Source organism: Cyclobacterium sp. 10D3-21 (genome assembly GCF_055809755.1).
The window spans coordinates 1519799-1536319 of sequence record NZ_CM147924.1; the positions used below are offsets into that span (position 1 = coordinate 1519799).

Here is a 16521-nt window from a genome sequence, read left to right on the forward strand (position 1 = left end):
TTACATTTTATAATTAGCTAATTTAATTTGTTTTGCTAAAATAGCAATCCCTTCTGTGAAAGTTTTAGGTTTGAAACCCAGAATATTTTTTGCTTTGGAAATATCGAGTCCAGTTTTTAAAGGCCGGGTAGCTACCTGAGTGAAAATGCTAGAATCTGTTTTCTTTATTCCTTCAGTGTTTAGCCCAAAAAAATTGGCCGTCTTGATGGCCATATCGTAAGGAGTTAATAATTCGTCTCCTGAAATATTAAATATTCCTGTAGCATTCTTCTCTACAATAAGCAGGCAACCATTTGCTAAATCCTCAGCAAGTGTGGGGGTCCTGAATTGATCGTCAACCAAGCTAAGTTCTTTGTTTTGTTCCAGCCCTTTTTTGACCCAAAGAATAATGTTAGACCGACTCATGTCGTGTGCAATTCCATAAACCAAATTTGTTCTGACGATAGACCAGTTGTATTTGTAGTCTTGAACGGCAACTTCGGTGTCTAATTTTGTTTTGCCGTAATAGTTCAGCGGATTTGGCTTTGCCAATTCATCATATGGTCCGTTTTTGCCATCAAAAATAAAGTCTGTAGATATAAATATCAAGTGGGATTTTGCATGTTCGCTACCTTTCATGATATTCATGGTTGCTGCTATGTTTTGTTCAAAACAGGCATGCCGGTTTACTTCACACCTGTCTACGTCGGTCATTGAAGCTGCATGAATGACATAATCAGGCTTGTAGACTTTAAACACGTCCATTACGTCTGAAAGTTTGGTAATGTCCATTTCTTCATAAATGTACCCCCCCCATTCTGTCGGTAATCGACAATTTCCTCTACCAGTAGCTATGGCGTTGTATTTTCCTTCAATAAGTATCTCTTTTATGATCTTCTGTCCCAGCAAACCATTTGCCCCTGTGATCAGTATTTTTGGCTTATTATTTTTGAGGATATTGATATCCATATTCTTTAGCTATTTTCTTTTTTGATATTAACGCTACATTTACTTTCATGTAAACGGGTGTAATCGGCTTATTAATTCCAGCTGTCTCCAAGGAAGCTATCTCGTCCAAAACGTCCAGACCTTTTATTATTTTTCCAAATACAGTATAGGTGTCGTCCAAATGAGGCGTACCTCCTTTTGTAGTATAGGCTTGAATCTGATTTTTTCTTTTGTCTAATCCCAAATTTAAGTTAAAAAATTTTTCCAGTACTAATTTATTGGAAAGCATTAGGGAATTTATGCTGTCATATTCACCTTTCTGATATAGTTCGCTGTACTTATTTCTTAATTCTGAATTGCTGTCAAGTTGGAGATATTTGGAAAATGCTTGCTGAAGTTTCCTTATATCGGTCGTTAAAGCTGTTTCATCGTAAACCTTACCTTCGACTATGTAAAACTGACAGCCACTTGATCTCATTTCAGGATTGGTGTTGTCTCCTTGCCTTGCGGCGGCTATGCTGCCTTTCTCGTGGATTAAGTTTTCATTAAACTCGGCAGGCAGGGTGTACCAATCTTCTGGATTTATACCTTCCTTATTAAATACATCCCCTCCTTGTATCATGAAATCCTCAATGATTCTATAAAATGTGGTTGAATCGTACCTACCCGAACTGGCCAGGTCTATAAAATTCTCTTTATGTACAGGGGTCTCATCATATAGAATGGCATACATTTTACCATATTCCGTATCAAAGGTAATAAGGTAGTCCTTCTCAGTAGCGCATGAAACAGCAACGATTAGAAAAAGTACACCTGTGAGTATCCTTATAAATGAATGTTTAGCCATTTAGTCTTTGCTTAATTTCTTTCAACAATTTGTCTCCACCACGTGATTTAATGTCCTCAGCTAGTCTTTCACCAAGTTGCTCCGCATCTTCCTCTGTTCCACTATAGGAAGCAAAGAGTCTTTCTTTTCCATCTATCTGCATTAATCCACCCTCAAGCACCAAAGTGTCGCCTTCCCATCTGGCCAATGCAAAAGCAGGAATACTACAACCACCTTCCAGGATTCTTAAAAAGCTTCTTTCCGCTTTAAGGCAAGTAGCCGATTTGTTATGATTGACGGCTGATTTTATGATGGACTTAAGGTTAGCATCCAAACTGTCATGAATTTCTACCCCTATACTTCCTTGCCCCACTGCTGGAGTGAATTCTGTTATTGGTAATTCTTTCTTGATAAGCGCATCGTATCCCATACGGTGTACGCCAGCATAGGCCAAGAGAAGGCCATCACAAATACCACTTTCCATTTTCGCTACTCGCGTTTGCAAGTTGCCTCTAATGTCAACAGTTTTGACATGGGGATAAAAATACTTTAAGGTGGCGATCCTCCTGGTGGCAGAGGTGCCCAGTACGATGGACTTACTGCTGTCACTTAAGTCTGGAAAATCATTTTTATGGCTAATGATTATATCGTTTACTTTTTCTCTTTCGGTAAAGGCGACAATCTCAAATCCATCAGGAAGACGCGATGGCAAATCTTTGGCACTATGCACGGCTATGTCTATTTCTCCGATCGCCAATTTAGCCTCCAACTCTTCCGTAAAAACGCCTTTACTTCCTATTTTTGAAATGGATACATCCAAGACTTTATCCCCTTTGGTTTCAATGGGTACAATAGTGGTAGTGATGCCATTTTTGGTCAATAAATCTGCCACATAATTGGCTTGAAACAAAGCCAGTTTACTTCCTCTTGTTCCTATTCTAATTGATTTCATTACGAATCCGATTTCCTTTTTGCGTTTTTTTTCTGGACAGAATTTTCTATAAATGAAATGATATTTCCAGCAATGTCTATTCCTGTAGCTTTCTCTATTCCTTCCAAACCAGGAGAACTATTTACTTCTAAGATTAAAGGGCCACGATCTGATTGTAGCAAATCTACCCCAGCAACGGAAAGTCCAAGGGCTTTGGCTGCATTTAAGGCAGCTGACTTTTCTGCACGTGAAAGCTTAATTACCTCTGCTTTTCCTCCTCTATGTAGGTTGGAGCGAAATTCTCCTTCTGCTCCTTGCCTTTTCATGGCTCCAACCACTTTGTTGTTCACTATAAATGCCCTAATATCGGCACCTTTTGCTTCTTTGATAAACTCCTGAACAATTATTCGGGCTTTAAGTCCGTGAAAAGCTTCTATTACGGATTGCCCAGCTTTCCTTGTTTCAGCTAAAACTACACCCAGACCTTGTGTTCCTTCAAGTAATTTTATAATTAATGGCGCCCCTCCAACCATTTCTACAATTTGTTTTTCTCCACCTTTAGAGAAATTTGTAAATGCGGTCTTAGGCATCCCTAAACCCTCTCTGGATAGAATCTGAAGGGACCGCAACTTGTCCCGGCTTCGAACAATTGCCTGAGATTCAATCACGGAAAATACACCCATTAATTCAAATTGTCTGACTACGGCAGTACCGTAAAAGGTCACTGAAGCCCCTATTCTGGGGATTATTGCATCGATGCCCGTCAGCTTTTCACCTTTATAGATGATATAAGGTCCCGTTTGCTCAATGACCAAATCACAAGCTGAGTGATCAATAACCAAGGCTTCATGGCCTGCCTCTCGGATGGCCTGCATGAGACGCTTAGTGGAGTATAGTTGTGGATTTCTGGATAATACGGCTATTTTCATTATCGTTTATTTTTTTTCTTGGGAGCACGGTTCACTTTTTCAACGTCTACCAAAAACCTTCCTTTAAGGATTTTTCTCCCTATTAGCACAGCATTTTTCATTTTGGCACGATCAGAAAGGGTAAAGGCCACCTCAAGGTTATTGTTTCCTAATGTTATGGTGGTATGTATTAAAAATCTTTTTTCAATGTGGCCAAAGGAATTCTTTACTTTCTTTACTTTGTAATTACTAATGTATATTTTTTCTCCAGTATACCCCTTGTCTTCTGGGTCAAGTAGAATTACTTCCAGCATCTTTTTGTTTTCTACTTCTACTTCAACTGCTGAAGATGCATGGATGGAACAATTATAAGCACCTGTGTCCACTTTGGCATTGATAGCTGTAATGCCCCATTCTGGAAGATCAATTGTTTCTTTCCTCCCGATAATAATTTTTTCCATGGCTTAAAGTTAAGCTTTACTTGAGTAATTGTGATGTTGGTTCTGATATTATTGCATTAAGCTGCTTTCATAATTCGAGCCAGGTTAAATGCCAGATCCAAAAATAGGATTTTAGGGTTTGCGTTTCTTTCGATATGGTAATGCGCCTCGTTTAAGGCCGTGTAAATCTTTGACAGCTTTTCATCATTTAGTACAGCATTACTGAATTTCACTATAAACTCTCTATCCTCATCACTTGTTCGCATCAATTCATTTAATTGAGCCTTGTTTAATAAGGATTCACGAATGACATTGATTCCTGTTAATAGTAAAGTTCTCTGGCCTTCTTTTGTAAAGTTTGTGATTTGGTCTGCGAAATTAACAAGTTCTTGTATTTTAACAGAATAACAGTTTCTGAGCCAATCTCTGAAGATCAAAGTGTTTTTGTCTTCGGTATTGCGGGAAAGCAACATGGCTTCTCTTAAATTTCCATCAGCCAGAGGAGCGATTTGCGCTGCTGCCACAGCTGTAGACAAACCTTTTTCTACCAGAAAATTTTTAATTTCGTCATCGGAAAAATTCCTCACATGTATTTTTTGAGTCCTGGATAGAATGGTGGTCAGAAGGCTTTCCGGTTGTTGAGTCACCATAAGGAACAAGGTTTTGGCAGGGGGTTCTTCCAATATCTTGAGTAGTGCGTTAGCTGCGGCAGAATGCATGGTTTCCGGAGCCCAAATAAGCATCATTTTATAACCACCTTCGAAAGATTTCAAAGAAAGTGTTTTGACAATTTGTTTGGCAGCACCTTTAGAAATACTCAAGGGCTTATTGATCGCTAAATGATAATTCCAATCCTGTAGGTTCCCATAAGGGTTTTTTAGAACAAAAGACCTCCAAGAGGAGAGGAGATCAGTAGACTCTTCATCGTCGTTTTTTTTCACTGCCGGTAGAGGCATGGCAAAATTCAGATCTGGATGAATTAACTTTTCCATTTTAAGACATGAGGGACATTTTCCGCACGAATCTTCCGCTCCTGGATCAGAACAATTGATATAAGTAGCGAGCGCCAGGACCAAAGGGAGGTTGGGACTTCCTTCTTTTCCATGAAATAGTAATGCATGGGCTAAATGGTCGTTTTGAATCGCTTTAATGAGTTTGACTTTCGTTTCCTCGAGTCCTGGAATGGATGAAAAAAGCATGGTTGATTAATTTAAAATTCTTTGTCCCAAATCCTGTAAGGCCTGGTGACTTCAAATACTTTTTGCAAAATTGCCCTTTCATTTTCATTAAACTCTCTGCCTTTCAATTCCATTGCTCTTTGAGCAGTTTCTTCGAATTTCATGAGTTTGAATGTGCTAAAGCCAGCAGCTCCGCCCCCCCATGCAAAGGAGGAAACGAATTTTCTGGGAAATCCTTCTCCAAACACATTTGACCCAACACCTATAACGGTGCCTGTATTCAGTGTTGTGCCTATTCCTAACTTGGTATGGTCTGCGACCATTGATCCGCAAAACTGCAGCCCGGTGTCTCCAAATCCACCTTTAGTATAATCCCATATTTTGACAGGCATGTGGTTGTTTTTCATATTAGAAACAACAGAATTGGCACCAAAATTACACCATTCTCCTACTACACTGTTGCCGATATAGCCATCATGCGATTTGTTGCTATATCCGAAAAAAACCGTGTTGGAAACCTCTCCACCTACTTTGCAGCCAGGGCCGACGGTGGAGTTTTCACGGATTTTTGCACCCATGCTGATGGTGCTATCATCACATAGTGCAAAGGGTCCCCTGATCATCGCTCCTTCCGAAACCTCAGTATTCTTCCCAATATAAATGGGCCCATTAGTTGCGTTTAAAATAGCTGCGCGAACTTTAGCTCCTTTTTCTATAAATATGGCCGGCTCATTGTACATGTGGGTATGTGGGTCGTCCGTTCCCCAAGATACCCTTCGTTTGGTTATTATGTTAAAGTCCTTCCTGATTTCATCACCATTCCACTGAAAAATCTGCCATGTTTTGCTAAGTAGTTTTATTTCCGGATCGTAGTCTATCCTTTTTTTATCGGGCAAATGATCACTGTGGAATTGCTCTGGCTTATCAAAAGAAGAAGCCAATAGGGTATCCTGATGCCATAGGGCTTCGTTTTCTTTAAGTTCACTGATGGCGGTTACCAAGTCCTCATCCGGACACAAAGCCCCATTGATATACAGCGCCTTAGCAGTAAGTGGGGGGAATTTTGACTGCAAATAATTCTGCGTCAAAAAACCGAGGTCCTTAGCGTGCAGTAAGGATTGCCATTTTTCACTGATTTTAAAAATGCCAATCCTAATTTCTGCTATAGGGCGGGTAAATGTAAAAGGCAAGAGGTTTCCTCTACTCTTGGGGTCATCAAATAAAACAATATTGTCCATATTACAAAAATAAAAAAGTCTACCAGAAATATGCTTCTGATAGACTTTAACTCAAAGAATAATATGAAAAATTTACTTCTTCTTATATCTTCTGTTAAATTTCTCTACTCTACCAGCAGTATCCAAAAGCATTTTCTTGCCAGTATAAAATGGATGTGAGGCAGAGCTAACCTCTACTTTTACCAATGGGTAATCTTCGCCATTTTCCCAAGTTATTTTATCCTCAGTTTCAATGGTAGATTTGGTCATAAACTTATAATCACTGGAAGTGTCTAAAAAAACTACGTCTCTGTAATTAGGATGGATTTCTTTTTTCATTGTATAGCCTGTTATTTTTATCCTCTTCAAATTGAGGCACAAATTTACCCCTTTTTATAATTTTCTCCAAAACATTCCCTTTCAAATATAAAATACTTCGTTAATTTTATGTCATAATCAGCCAATTCAGTCAATAGACTAGTTTTCAGCGGGATCTTAATGAGCCCATTTTCTTGAAAATAAAGGCTGCTCAGTATAAAACACGATTTTATGAGGTACTTTTTTCTCTTTTTAACGTTTTTGCTTTTTGCTATTTCAAGTGTTCAGGCCCAAAGTCCATTGTTACCATTCAATCGGGATTTTTATAATCTTTTGGAAAGGTACGAAATAAAAAATGGTGATTTCAATGAATTTTTCCACACGGGAACCAAGCCTTATCAAAGGGATAATGTGGCCAAATTTCTTGAGAAATATAAAAAGGAGGCCACCAATCTCAGTAGTATAGATGCGTTTAATCTCGACTACATGTTACAAGATAACTGGGAATATGCCTCGGATACCTTGGCTTTTTCAAAACGCTCATTGGGAAAACACATTTATAAAAGACCTTCGGATTTTTATTATTATAGAGACGAAGTGTTAGATGTACATGTCAATCCTGTTTTATATTTTCAAGGAGGTATAGAGCCTGAGGCTGATAGGGTTCCATTTAGAAACACACGAGGAATAGCCATCCATGGTAGCATTGATAGGAAAATAGGCTTCTATACCATGTTGGCTACCACCGATTTGGTGTTCCCCAGCTGGGTGGATGATTACGTAGAAAGCCATGGGGCCATTCCGGGTCAGGGTTTTTGGAAACGCTATGGGGAGGACGGATATAATTTTTTCTCCGCCAGAGGGCATTTCTCCTTTGAAGCTACCAAACATATCCATGTGCAAATGGGACATGATAGCCAATTTATAGGAGAAGGCTTAAGATCCCTTGTCCTTTCGGATTTTTCTAATCCCTTTTTATTCTTGAGGATTAATACCAAAATTGGTAAAGTTGATTTCACAAATTTATGGGGGCAGATGACCGCGGATATCATTACCTCCAGAGGTGTGCCTACCGATGGAAGATATCCTCAAAAGTGGTTTTCATTTCATAGGCTTGGCATCAATTTGGGTAATAAAATTAACGTTGGCATTTTTGAATCCGTGATGGCAAGTGAGGCCGATTGGAATTATTTTAACCCGGTAATTTTTTACAGGTGGGTGGAACATCAGTTGGGAACGCCTGATAAAGTTATGCTAGGAACCGATGTGAAATGGCATCCTGCCAAGGGTATGCAGGTTTATGGCCAGTTTGTTCTTGATGAGTTTGTGTTTGATGAGTTTTTTGGCATTTCTGGTGATGGATCGAGTCGAAACAAACATGGGGTGCAGTTGGGGTATAAGTATATAGATGTCGCAGGAGTTAATAACCTGGACTTACAATTGGAATACAGCCAGGCAAGACCATTTACCTTTCAGGAGAAGTTTGATTATCAATCTTATACCAATTATCGTATTCCTCTGACACATCCAAGAGGAGCTAATTTCAGGGAGACCTTAGCTGTGGTGGCATTTCAGCCTTTACCACGATTAACCTTAAGGGGAACCTTTATGTACCAAATGTATGGTGCAGACCCTACTGATACTGATAACTACGGCGGTGATATATTAAAAAGCAGACAACAAACTAGCACTGGCTTATATGGTAATTATATAGGTCAAGGGATTAAAAATAAGGTAGGCATGGCTACTCTCCATGCTCAGTTCATGTTACGGCAAAATCTGTTCATCGATTTGTCACAAACCTTAAGACGAGACTACTCTGATGGAGAATTGTCTTCAAAAACCTCCTATGGACAATTGGCGCTAAGGCTGAATATGGCAAGATTTAATCAACATTTTTAATTCCAATTTTCTTAAATTCTGATTCCCCCTATTAAAAAATAGTAAATTGCACGCTTGATCTGGCTATTTGGAAACTTTCAATTGGCTGTCTTATGTTGAAGGTTTCATAATAGGATGGTAAGTCAATTTTGAAATGATTTCGCCAAGCTTAAGCGTGTTTATTGCCTATTTCGACCAAGGCCCTAAAAGTCTTGAGATGGCACGTTACAGTTTTAATCCAGGGAGATGAACGATAGAAACGGATAAGAAGCTGTTTTTCACCTTGCATAATTAGCTTAATTTATGAATACATATTTAAGAATATTGGCCTATGCGCGGCCATACAGGAGGTATTTTCCTACCTATATATCTTATGCGTTGCTGGCTATTGTTTTTGGCTTGTTGAATTTCACCCTGTTAAAACCACTGTTTGATGTAATTTTTGAGCAGGTGGGAAAGGATGAATTACAGGCTTATGCAAACAAACCAGCGTTTTCCTTCAGCGTGAATTATTTCATGCATTTATTTAACTATTATTTCCTTCAGATAGCCGATATCTACGGGAGGTTCGGGACATTGGTATATGTATGTATTATCATCGTAATATCTGTCTTCCTAAGTAATTTATTTGCCTATCTCTCAGGGGTTGTTTTAGCGAAAGTCCGTGCAGATATTATACAGGGAATGCGGGTGCATATTTTCAATGCGGTAAGCAATATGCATCTTGGTTATTTCTCAGATGAAAGAAAAGGAGATCTAATTAGTAAAATGACCAATGATATTCAGGAAGTCGAAAACAGTATTGTACAGTCACTAAGGGTAATTTTTAAAGAGCCAGTAACAATTGTTCTTTACTTTGCGGTTTTGTTTTTTATGTCCTATCAACTTACCTTATTTACAATTTTACTAATACCCATATCAGGTGCCATCATCGGCTATATCACCAAGAAACTTAGAAAAAAAGCGGAACAAAGTCAGGAGTCTTTGGGAAGAATAGTAAATATTTTGGATGAAACCATCGGTGGAATGCGGGTGGTGAAAGCTTTTGGGGCAAGAAGATTTGTTCAAGACAAATTTGAAGCTGAGACGGGTTATTACGCCAGAGTGAATGTGTCCATGGCCAGGAAAAACGAGTTGGCTTCACCTATTAGCCAGTTTTTAGGCGTTTCCGTAGTCGCTGGAATTTTACTCTATGGGGGTAATTTAGTACTTAACAATACCTCAGAACTCAGTGCTAGTGAATTTATTGCCTATATCATTTTATTTACACAAGTGCTAAATCCAGCCAAAGAAATTTCCAGAGCACTAAGCAGTATACAGCGAGGCCTGGCCTCGGCCCGACGGATTTTTGCTGTAGTAGACACCAAACCTTTGATCATAGATACGCCAGAAGCTAGAGAATTAAAGGAATTCACAAATTCCGTAGTTTTTGAAAACGTGGGCTTTGCCTACCAGGAAGCTTCGGTATTGAACGATATAAATTTTGAATTAAAAAAAGGGCGTACCATTGCTTTAGTTGGGCCCTCTGGTGGGGGTAAATCCACTTTGGCAGATTTATTGCCAAGATTTTATGATCCTACCAAAGGTGTAATAAAAATTGATGGAGTGGCGCTGAATACTTACAAAATTGCAGATGTCAGAAAATTAATGGGGATAGTGACACAAGAGTCGATCCTTTTTAACGATTCGGTATTCAATAATATAGCTTTTGGAATGGAAGGGGTGTCCCTGGAGAAAGTTCAGGAAGCAGCTAAAATCGCCAATGCCCATGATTTTATCATGGACCTTGATCAGGCTTATGAGACTAATATTGGCGAAAGGGGTGGTAAGTTATCAGGGGGCCAAAGGCAACGCTTAAGTATCGCTAGAGCGGTATTGAAAAACCCTGAAATCTTAATTTTAGACGAAGCCACTTCTGCTCTTGATTCCGCCTCGGAGCGATTGGTTCAGGAGGCATTGTCTAATTTGATGAAAAACAGAACTTCTTTGGTTATCGCTCATCGATTGAGTACCATACAGCATGCGGATGAAATATTGGTGATAGAAGGAGGAAGTATAGTGGAAAGGGGGAGTCATGAAGAATTGATCCAAAAAGGTGGTTTGTATAATAAACTTTCCCAAATGCAGTCTGTTTAGTATATTGTGTAAAGAAACCCTTTTAGAACGCGTTATGAAAAAAGTCAACAGTGTATTTCAGCTTTTAACAGCCTTGTTTTTCGGTATAAGTTTGGTTTATTTCCTTACTTATGAAAAAATGTGGGGCAGTATTCCTTTGACCGGAGAAGTTGTCTCCTGGTTATTGGCTGGTTTGGTAATTTACCTTATTACCTGGGGAACAGATTGGGGTTATACCAGTAGTCTTAATAGTCGTATTAAGAAAATTGAATTGGAAAAAAAGGAGCTAAAGGCTTTGGTATTTGACCTTGAAAGAGATGGGAAAGTTGGTCATATAGAAAAGAAGCCAGAAGGGATTAAAGAGGACATTGAGCCATCCTCCATCAAGCCAAGAGAAAACTTTAAATAGGCGGAAGGTTTTATGGGCAGGTATGGATTTTTAATTTTCATAATAAACTTTCAAGGATGGTAGCCAAAACTTTTGGTAGTGCAGTCTCAGGAGTAGATGCCAAGTTGATCACCATTGAAGTAAATGTCGGTCAGGGGACAAGTTTTTTCATGGTGGGTCTTCCAGATAGTGCTGTTAAAGAAAGTCAACAAAGGGTGGAGTCCGCACTAAAGTATTATGGCTACAGGATGCCCCGGCAAAAAGTAGTGATAAATTTGGCGCCTGCTGATATAAAAAAAGAAGGGTCCTCATACGATCTCCCTATTGCCATTGGAATCATGCAAGCCTCCGAGCAAGTAGTCTTTCCTGAATTGGAGGATTACCTGATCATGGGGGAGTTGGCCCTGGATGGGAAGTTAAGGAGAATAAAGGGGGTGCTTCCTATAGCCATTGAGGCGAGAAAAAAAGGCTTTAAAGGTTTTATTTTACCTAAGGAAAATGCCAAGGAAGCATCCATTGTAAACAACCTGGATGTAATACCGGTGGAAACCCTGCAGGAAGCCATTCATTTTTTGGAAGGAAAAGAACTTATTGAGCCCTTGGTTACCGATACTAGAAATCTTTTCTATGACTCCCTGGAGGAAAGCGCCTTTGATTTTGCAGATGTGCAGGGTCAGGAAAATATTAAAAGGGCTATGGAAATAGCTGCAGCGGGTGGTCATAATGTGATTATGATAGGTCCTCCGGGAGCGGGTAAAACCATGCTCGCCAAAAGATTACCTTCTATTTTGCCTCCAATGAGTCTTCAGGAGGCATTAGAAACCACCAAAATCCACTCTGTCGCAGGAAAATTAGGTGCCAGTTCATCGTTAATCGCCCAACGGCCTTTCCGTTCGCCCCACCATACCATTAGTGATGTAGCCTTGGTTGGAGGAGGAGGAAATCCGCAGCCAGGTGAGATTTCCCTTTCCCACAATGGGGTTTTATTTTTAGATGAACTTCCTGAGTTTAAGCGAACAGTTCTTGAAGTGATGCGACAGCCTTTAGAGGAAAGAAGAGTCACGATCTCAAGGGCAAGGGTTACGGTAGATTTTCCGGCAAACTTTATGTTGATTGCCAGTATGAACCCCTGTCCTTGTGGTTATTATAACCACCCTGACAAAGAGTGCGTATGTGGCCCCGGAGTAGTACAAAAGTACCTCAATAGAGTAAGTGGTCCCTTATTGGATAGGATAGACCTTCATGTAGAGGTGACTCCCGTGAATTTTGACGAGATGACTTCGGATAGAAAATCGGAATCCAGTAAATCTATTCGGGATAGGGTGACCAGCGCACGAGAATTTCAACAAGCAAGGTTTGTTGATAGTCCTGAAGTTCATTGCAATGCAATGATGCCTTCGCATATGGTGAAGGAAGTTGTGAAAATTAATCAAGCTGGTAAAACCTTGCTAAAAACAGCGATGGACCGGCTAGGGCTCTCGGCAAGGGCTTATGACCGAATATTGAAGGTTTCCAGAACGATTGCTGACCTTTCGCTGTCTGAAGAAATAAAAGTGGAACACCTGGCAGAAGCCATTCAATACCGTAGTCTTGATAGAGATGGATGGGCGGGTTGATTCCAACAAGCTTTCCCTTATCTTTTCCCCTTCATGTTTAACTGGGTTTTAGCTAAAATATATTTTTAGCTGTTAAACCCGAAATATGCAATAGAAAATCTATTACGTTCTGAAATCACATCAAAATACCCAATCGTTGCTGTTTTTAATTCTACCTGACGGTAGACAGGTTCACCATAGCGGAGCTATGCTATAATCTCCAATTGGTCTGATTCTTGGGATTGCAACACTTCCCGTAAACACGGGAAATCCTTTTCCATAATCCGGGTTAAATTCAAAATAGGCAATGGAGCATTACAATACTCTTGACAAATGTTTATGGCAATTTTCATGGACTCATTAACCCAACTTGGCTCTACGCATCATATTTTCATGAATTTTCAGAGGTGTAAGTGCCTTTATTGCGTTTAAAGGCCGATTATTTTGGCTTTTTTCATTTGTAGTGATGTACGGTTGTTGTTTGTTTATTTTACATTTCCTATATTTGTGTCATGTTCATCAGGGAAGTCAAAAAACAGCGAAGCAAAGACAGCAAAACTTTTTTCCAGTACAATCTGGTTCAAACCTCCAGGATTGAAGGAAAAGTCAAACAGAACGTCATACTGTACCTGGGCTCAGACCCCCTTCTGGCAGACAAGGATAACCGGAAAATTGTCCTGAGCATGCTTAAATCGAAGATTTTCATGCAACCCGACATCTTTCCCCATGATGCCCCCGAATATTTGCACACACTGGCTTTGTCTCTTTACGAAAAGTACCTTATCAAATACGGCGAGCCAGAACCGGACCAGGTCTCCATCCCCCCGGCACCCGAGAGGGCCGAGATGCACCATGTCGATATCAAAGGACTTCAAGTGGCCGATGTGAAGAGCTTTGGCGGCGAACATTTGTGCAGGCAGGTATTGGACAAGCTTAAGCTAAGGGAATGCCTGCTCAACCTGGGTTTTGAGGGTAAGCAGGCTGATAAGGCACTGATAGCCATCGCCTCACGGGCTGTTTTTTCCAGTTCCGAGTACAAAACCGCACAGCTGCTGGAGATGAACAGCGAACTGGCAGGATGTTTCGGATACCGCTCTTCGATCACCCATAAACAGCTTTATGCAGTTTCCGATCAACTTTACGCCCACAAAGAGAAGATTGACAGTTTCTTATATGACCATATCACCGATATGTTTGACATTGAGGACAAGCTGGTCATCTTCGATATCAGCAATACTTATTTTGAGACAGGCAAAAAGGGCAGTAAGTTAGCCTTCCATGGAAGAAGCAAGGAAAAGAGGAGCGACTGTCCGTTGGTGGTCTTTACCGGGGTTATCAATGCCCAGGGATTTATCCGGCACTCCCGTATCTACGAAGGCAACAAGCCTGATACCAACACACTCTCCGATATGGTGGAAGACCTGGAAAGACACAGTGGCAAGGCCCATAAAAAGACCATCGTGATGGATGCCGGGATTGCCACGGAGGACAACTTGGCCCTGATTAGGGAAAAGGGCTATGACTATGTCTGCGTATCACGCAAAAGGCTTCGGAATTATTCGGCGGCAACAACCGTCAGCCAGTTTACCGACAGGGACAAGAACAAAGTGAAGCTGGCCATTTTCCACCCTAAAGGCTATTCAGACACCTGGATGTACGTGCAGAGTGCTGCCAAAAGGAAGAAGGAAGAATCAATGGCCGGAAAACTGGCAGGGCGTTTTGAAGAAGAGCTGCAAGGCATCAGAGCGGCCCTCAACAAAAAGGGAGGCACCAAAAAGGTTGAAAAAGTATGGGAGCGGATCGGCAGGGCAAAGCAAAAACACAATCGGGCATCCGGCAGATATCAGGTCAACGTAGAGCAGTCCAAAGGGACAGCCACCGACATAAAATGGGAACGCAGGGCCGACTCGGTACGAGATGAGAAGGAAAAGGGGGTATATTTTATCCGTACCAGTTATAAGGATCCTGGGGAAAAAGAGCTTTGGGATATTTACAACACCATAAGAGAGGTGGAATCTACCTTCAGATGCCTGAAGTCTGACCTGAGCATCAGACCAGTTTTCCATCAAAATGACGAAAGGATCGAAGCACACATCTACCTGACCATATTGGCCTATCAACTGGTAAATACCATCCGGTACATGCTCCGGAAAAAAGGCATCCGTCATGACTGGAAGAATATCCTGCGCATCATGGCCACACAGACCATCCAGACCATAGAACTGCCAACCGATAAAAAGGATATCCACATAAGAAAACCCTCAAAGCCAATCAGGGAAGTCCAACAGATCTACAAGGCCACTGGCTGTACGGATACACAAAAGGCAGTGAAAAAATATGTAGTGTACCACTGATTTTGTAAAACACTAATAATCAAAATGTTAATTTACTCAATAGCCAAGTTGGGTTAAAGCGCTATACTGAATATTTGATTGGCAATGGATTCAATTGAAAATCCTGCCTTAGTATGAACCTGGCAATTGAAGATATCCCTTCTTGAAGGTACTCTCTACTGAAATGCTAGATCGGCGGTGCTTTATATCTCAGCCCCTTTGTATAATCCAGACAGCCTTTCATTTTAATTGGTACTTTTTCTTTATGAAATGATACCAATTTCTTGAAAATTGTTCATCTGTTAGGTTAAGCACTTTTTTTAAATCCCCGTATGATGTGATAAGTTCAATTAACTTGTCCTTTCCGTATTCCTTTAGGATGTACTCTATTAGGGTATAACCACAAGTATAAATTTTTTGTCCGTCAGAGCGGTTGTTTAATTCTGAAATTTGCGGGTATTTGCCGTTGTTTAAATACGCCAAGGTATCCGGGGCATAAAACTGATCTGCTTCATAAACGCTGATCCCTTCCCACAGCCATACCGGAAAATTTTCAAACTTTCCATCAAATCTTTCAGCGTTTAATGGTTGCGGTTCTTTGTCAATTAGTAATTTGAGAACTACGGAATGGACAAATTCATGAATGGCGATTTTAGAGATTTCAGTTTCTAACCAGGTATTTTCTAAAAAATGGAGTCTTGAAATCCCTTCTATATTCCCTGAAGCACTCCAATGCCCAGTTGCTTTTATATATCGCCATCTTTGAGCATAGACGTTCACTTCAATATTTTCGGAAGGTGTAGTATTTAAATTGCTACTGATTGTTGAATAACTGTTTTCTAATGCTTTTGAAAGGCTAACAATACTTAAAGAATCAATACTGCTGCTAAATAGGAAGGTGAAATGTGTTGTTTTTAATTCATTCTTGTTTTCGGGGATATTTACAATAATTGTAAGTACTAATATTGTAATAAAGATTAATATAAAGAAATACTTAAATTTTTTCATAGGTTACCTTGTAAAGGTGTGGTTTAAATAACCATTGACGGATTTATTTAGGAAGTACTGTGTTTTTCGGGCATCTTTTTCCGAGAAATTAAACTTTTCAATATGAATATTTCATGAAATAAATCCCCAAAGTGGCCTGTGTAGGCGCTACAAGATTAACAATAATGATCCTTTAAAGCTTTTGAATGCACTAATTTACAGATAATTTTTATGTAGTCTTATTGGTGGGATTCTTCGTCTCTTTTCATTAAAGTAGCATTTGCAGGGCAGTATAATAAATTATGGTAATGTTGACTAGAATATTTTTTGTTAAGAATTTTATATGCTTTTCAAAGCTTCTGATAAGAGCACTAAAAGATAATATAATAATTATCTTTTGTCGAATGGCGTTTTTCCCGTATCTTCAAATCTGCTACCAAGCTGATTATAGAAAAGGAATAAAATAGAACCTTCTAA

At 39.9% G+C, this 16521-nt stretch carries 14 protein-coding genes; 5 read left to right on the top strand and 9 right to left on the bottom strand.

Features of this window, described 5'->3' with window-relative positions:
- The 8 genes from AC0L7T_RS06350 to AC0L7T_RS06385 all read right to left on the bottom strand — a co-directional run bounded on the left by AC0L7T_RS06350 (window position 1) and on the right by AC0L7T_RS06385 (window position 6766).
- On the bottom strand, window positions 1–948 hold the full coding sequence (locus AC0L7T_RS06350; RefSeq protein ID WP_473341652.1) for an SDR family oxidoreductase: 948 nt from the start codon (window positions 946–948) through the stop codon (window positions 1–3).
- Window positions 923–1774 (bottom strand): peptidylprolyl isomerase, encoded by an 852-nt coding sequence (locus tag AC0L7T_RS06355; RefSeq protein ID WP_473341653.1) that lies wholly within the window; start codon window positions 1772–1774, stop codon window positions 923–925. Before AC0L7T_RS06355 ends, AC0L7T_RS06350 begins: the two co-directional genes overlap by 26 nt.
- Window positions 1767–2705: a hydroxymethylbilane synthase gene (gene hemC / locus AC0L7T_RS06360; protein ID WP_473341654.1), complete on the bottom strand. Its 939-nt coding sequence runs from the start codon at window positions 2703–2705 to the stop codon at window positions 1767–1769. Before hemC ends, AC0L7T_RS06355 begins: the two co-directional genes overlap by 8 nt.
- Entirely contained in the window at window positions 2705–3613 is a 909-nt protein-coding gene (gene rimK / locus AC0L7T_RS06365) for a 30S ribosomal protein S6--L-glutamate ligase (RefSeq protein WP_473341655.1), read from the bottom strand. Before rimK ends, hemC begins: the two co-directional genes overlap by 1 nt.
- Window positions 3613–4053: an ATP-dependent zinc protease family protein gene (locus AC0L7T_RS06370; protein WP_473341656.1), complete on the bottom strand. Its 441-nt coding sequence runs from the start codon at window positions 4051–4053 to the stop codon at window positions 3613–3615. The genes rimK and AC0L7T_RS06370 overlap by 1 nt, the downstream gene beginning before the upstream one ends.
- Before the next feature lie 56 nt (window positions 4054–4109).
- The gene (locus tag AC0L7T_RS06375) at window positions 4110–5231 is read right to left on the bottom strand and encodes a DNA polymerase III subunit (RefSeq protein WP_473341657.1); all 1122 of its coding nucleotides are present in this window, start codon (window positions 5229–5231) and stop codon (window positions 4110–4112) included.
- An 11-nt stretch (window positions 5232–5242) separates the two neighbouring features.
- Window positions 5243–6448 carry a putative sugar nucleotidyl transferase gene (locus AC0L7T_RS06380; RefSeq protein ID WP_473341658.1) on the bottom strand — a complete coding sequence of 402 codons (1206 nt, stop codon included), beginning with the start codon at window positions 6446–6448 and terminating at the stop codon, window positions 5243–5245.
- Between the two features lie 72 nt (window positions 6449–6520).
- Window positions 6521–6766, bottom strand: a complete 246-nt coding sequence (locus AC0L7T_RS06385; RefSeq protein WP_473341659.1) for a type B 50S ribosomal protein L31 — start codon at window positions 6764–6766, stop codon at window positions 6521–6523.
- A gap of 210 nt (window positions 6767–6976) precedes the next feature.
- Here AC0L7T_RS06385 and AC0L7T_RS06390 point away from each other — a divergent pair, with 210 nt between their 5' ends.
- The 5 genes from AC0L7T_RS06390 to AC0L7T_RS06410 all read left to right on the top strand — a co-directional run bounded on the left by AC0L7T_RS06390 (window position 6977) and on the right by AC0L7T_RS06410 (window position 15078).
- The gene (locus AC0L7T_RS06390) at window positions 6977–8647 is read left to right on the top strand and encodes a hypothetical protein (RefSeq protein WP_473341661.1); all 1671 of its coding nucleotides are present in this window, start codon (window positions 6977–6979) and stop codon (window positions 8645–8647) included.
- Window positions 8648–8929: 282 nt separating this feature from the next.
- On the top strand, window positions 8930–10762 hold the full coding sequence (locus tag AC0L7T_RS06395) for an ABC transporter ATP-binding protein (protein WP_473341662.1): 1833 nt from the start codon (window positions 8930–8932) through the stop codon (window positions 10760–10762).
- A gap of 34 nt (window positions 10763–10796) precedes the next feature.
- Window positions 10797–11150, top strand: a complete 354-nt coding sequence (locus AC0L7T_RS06400; RefSeq protein WP_473341664.1) for a DUF485 domain-containing protein — start codon at window positions 10797–10799, stop codon at window positions 11148–11150.
- Window positions 11151–11206: 56 nt separating this feature from the next.
- Window positions 11207–12745, top strand: coding sequence for a YifB family Mg chelatase-like AAA ATPase (locus AC0L7T_RS06405; protein WP_473341666.1), 1539 nt, complete (start codon window positions 11207–11209; stop codon window positions 12743–12745).
- A gap of 824 nt (window positions 12746–13569) precedes the next feature.
- On the top strand, window positions 13570–15078 hold the full coding sequence (locus AC0L7T_RS06410) for an IS1634 family transposase (RefSeq protein ID WP_473338654.1): 1509 nt from the start codon (window positions 13570–13572) through the stop codon (window positions 15076–15078).
- Between the two features lie 219 nt (window positions 15079–15297).
- Here AC0L7T_RS06410 and AC0L7T_RS06415 read toward each other — a convergent pair whose 3' ends face one another.
- A complete protein-coding gene (locus AC0L7T_RS06415) occupies window positions 15298–16065 on the bottom strand; it encodes a hypothetical protein (protein ID WP_473341667.1) in 768 nt (255 codons plus the stop codon).
- Between the last annotated feature and the right edge of the window lie 456 nt (window positions 16066–16521).

What these genes read in the sequence shown, in the direction of transcription:
- AC0L7T_RS06350 (WP_473341652.1), bottom strand. Translation starts at nt 948, where the DNA reads ATGGATATCAATATCCTCAAAAATAATAAGCCAAAAATACTGATCACA.
- AC0L7T_RS06355 (WP_473341653.1), bottom strand. Translation starts at nt 1,774, where the DNA reads ATGGCTAAACATTCATTTATAAGGATACTCACAGGTGTACTTTTTCTA.
- hemC (WP_473341654.1), bottom strand. Translation starts at nt 2,705, where the DNA reads ATGAAATCAATTAGAATAGGAACAAGAGGAAGTAAACTGGCTTTGTTT.
- rimK (WP_473341655.1), bottom strand. Translation starts at nt 3,613, where the DNA reads ATGAAAATAGCCGTATTATCCAGAAATCCACAACTATACTCCACTAAG.
- AC0L7T_RS06370 (WP_473341656.1), bottom strand. Translation starts at nt 4,053, where the DNA reads ATGGAAAAAATTATTATCGGGAGGAAAGAAACAATTGATCTTCCAGAA.
- AC0L7T_RS06375 (WP_473341657.1), bottom strand. Translation starts at nt 5,231, where the DNA reads ATGCTTTTTTCATCCATTCCAGGACTCGAGGAAACGAAAGTCAAACTC.
- AC0L7T_RS06380 (WP_473341658.1), bottom strand. Translation starts at nt 6,448, where the DNA reads ATGGACAATATTGTTTTATTTGATGACCCCAAGAGTAGAGGAAACCTC.
- AC0L7T_RS06385 (WP_473341659.1), bottom strand. Translation starts at nt 6,766, where the DNA reads ATGAAAAAAGAAATCCATCCTAATTACAGAGACGTAGTTTTTTTAGAC.
- AC0L7T_RS06390 (WP_473341661.1), top strand. Translation starts at nt 6,977, where the DNA reads ATGAGGTACTTTTTTCTCTTTTTAACGTTTTTGCTTTTTGCTATTTCA.
- AC0L7T_RS06395 (WP_473341662.1), top strand. Translation starts at nt 8,930, where the DNA reads ATGAATACATATTTAAGAATATTGGCCTATGCGCGGCCATACAGGAGG.
- AC0L7T_RS06400 (WP_473341664.1), top strand. Translation starts at nt 10,797, where the DNA reads ATGAAAAAAGTCAACAGTGTATTTCAGCTTTTAACAGCCTTGTTTTTC.
- AC0L7T_RS06405 (WP_473341666.1), top strand. Translation starts at nt 11,207, where the DNA reads ATGGTAGCCAAAACTTTTGGTAGTGCAGTCTCAGGAGTAGATGCCAAG.
- AC0L7T_RS06410 (WP_473338654.1), top strand. Translation starts at nt 13,570, where the DNA reads ATGCACCATGTCGATATCAAAGGACTTCAAGTGGCCGATGTGAAGAGC.
- AC0L7T_RS06415 (WP_473341667.1), bottom strand. Translation starts at nt 16,065, where the DNA reads ATGAAAAAATTTAAGTATTTCTTTATATTAATCTTTATTACAATATTA.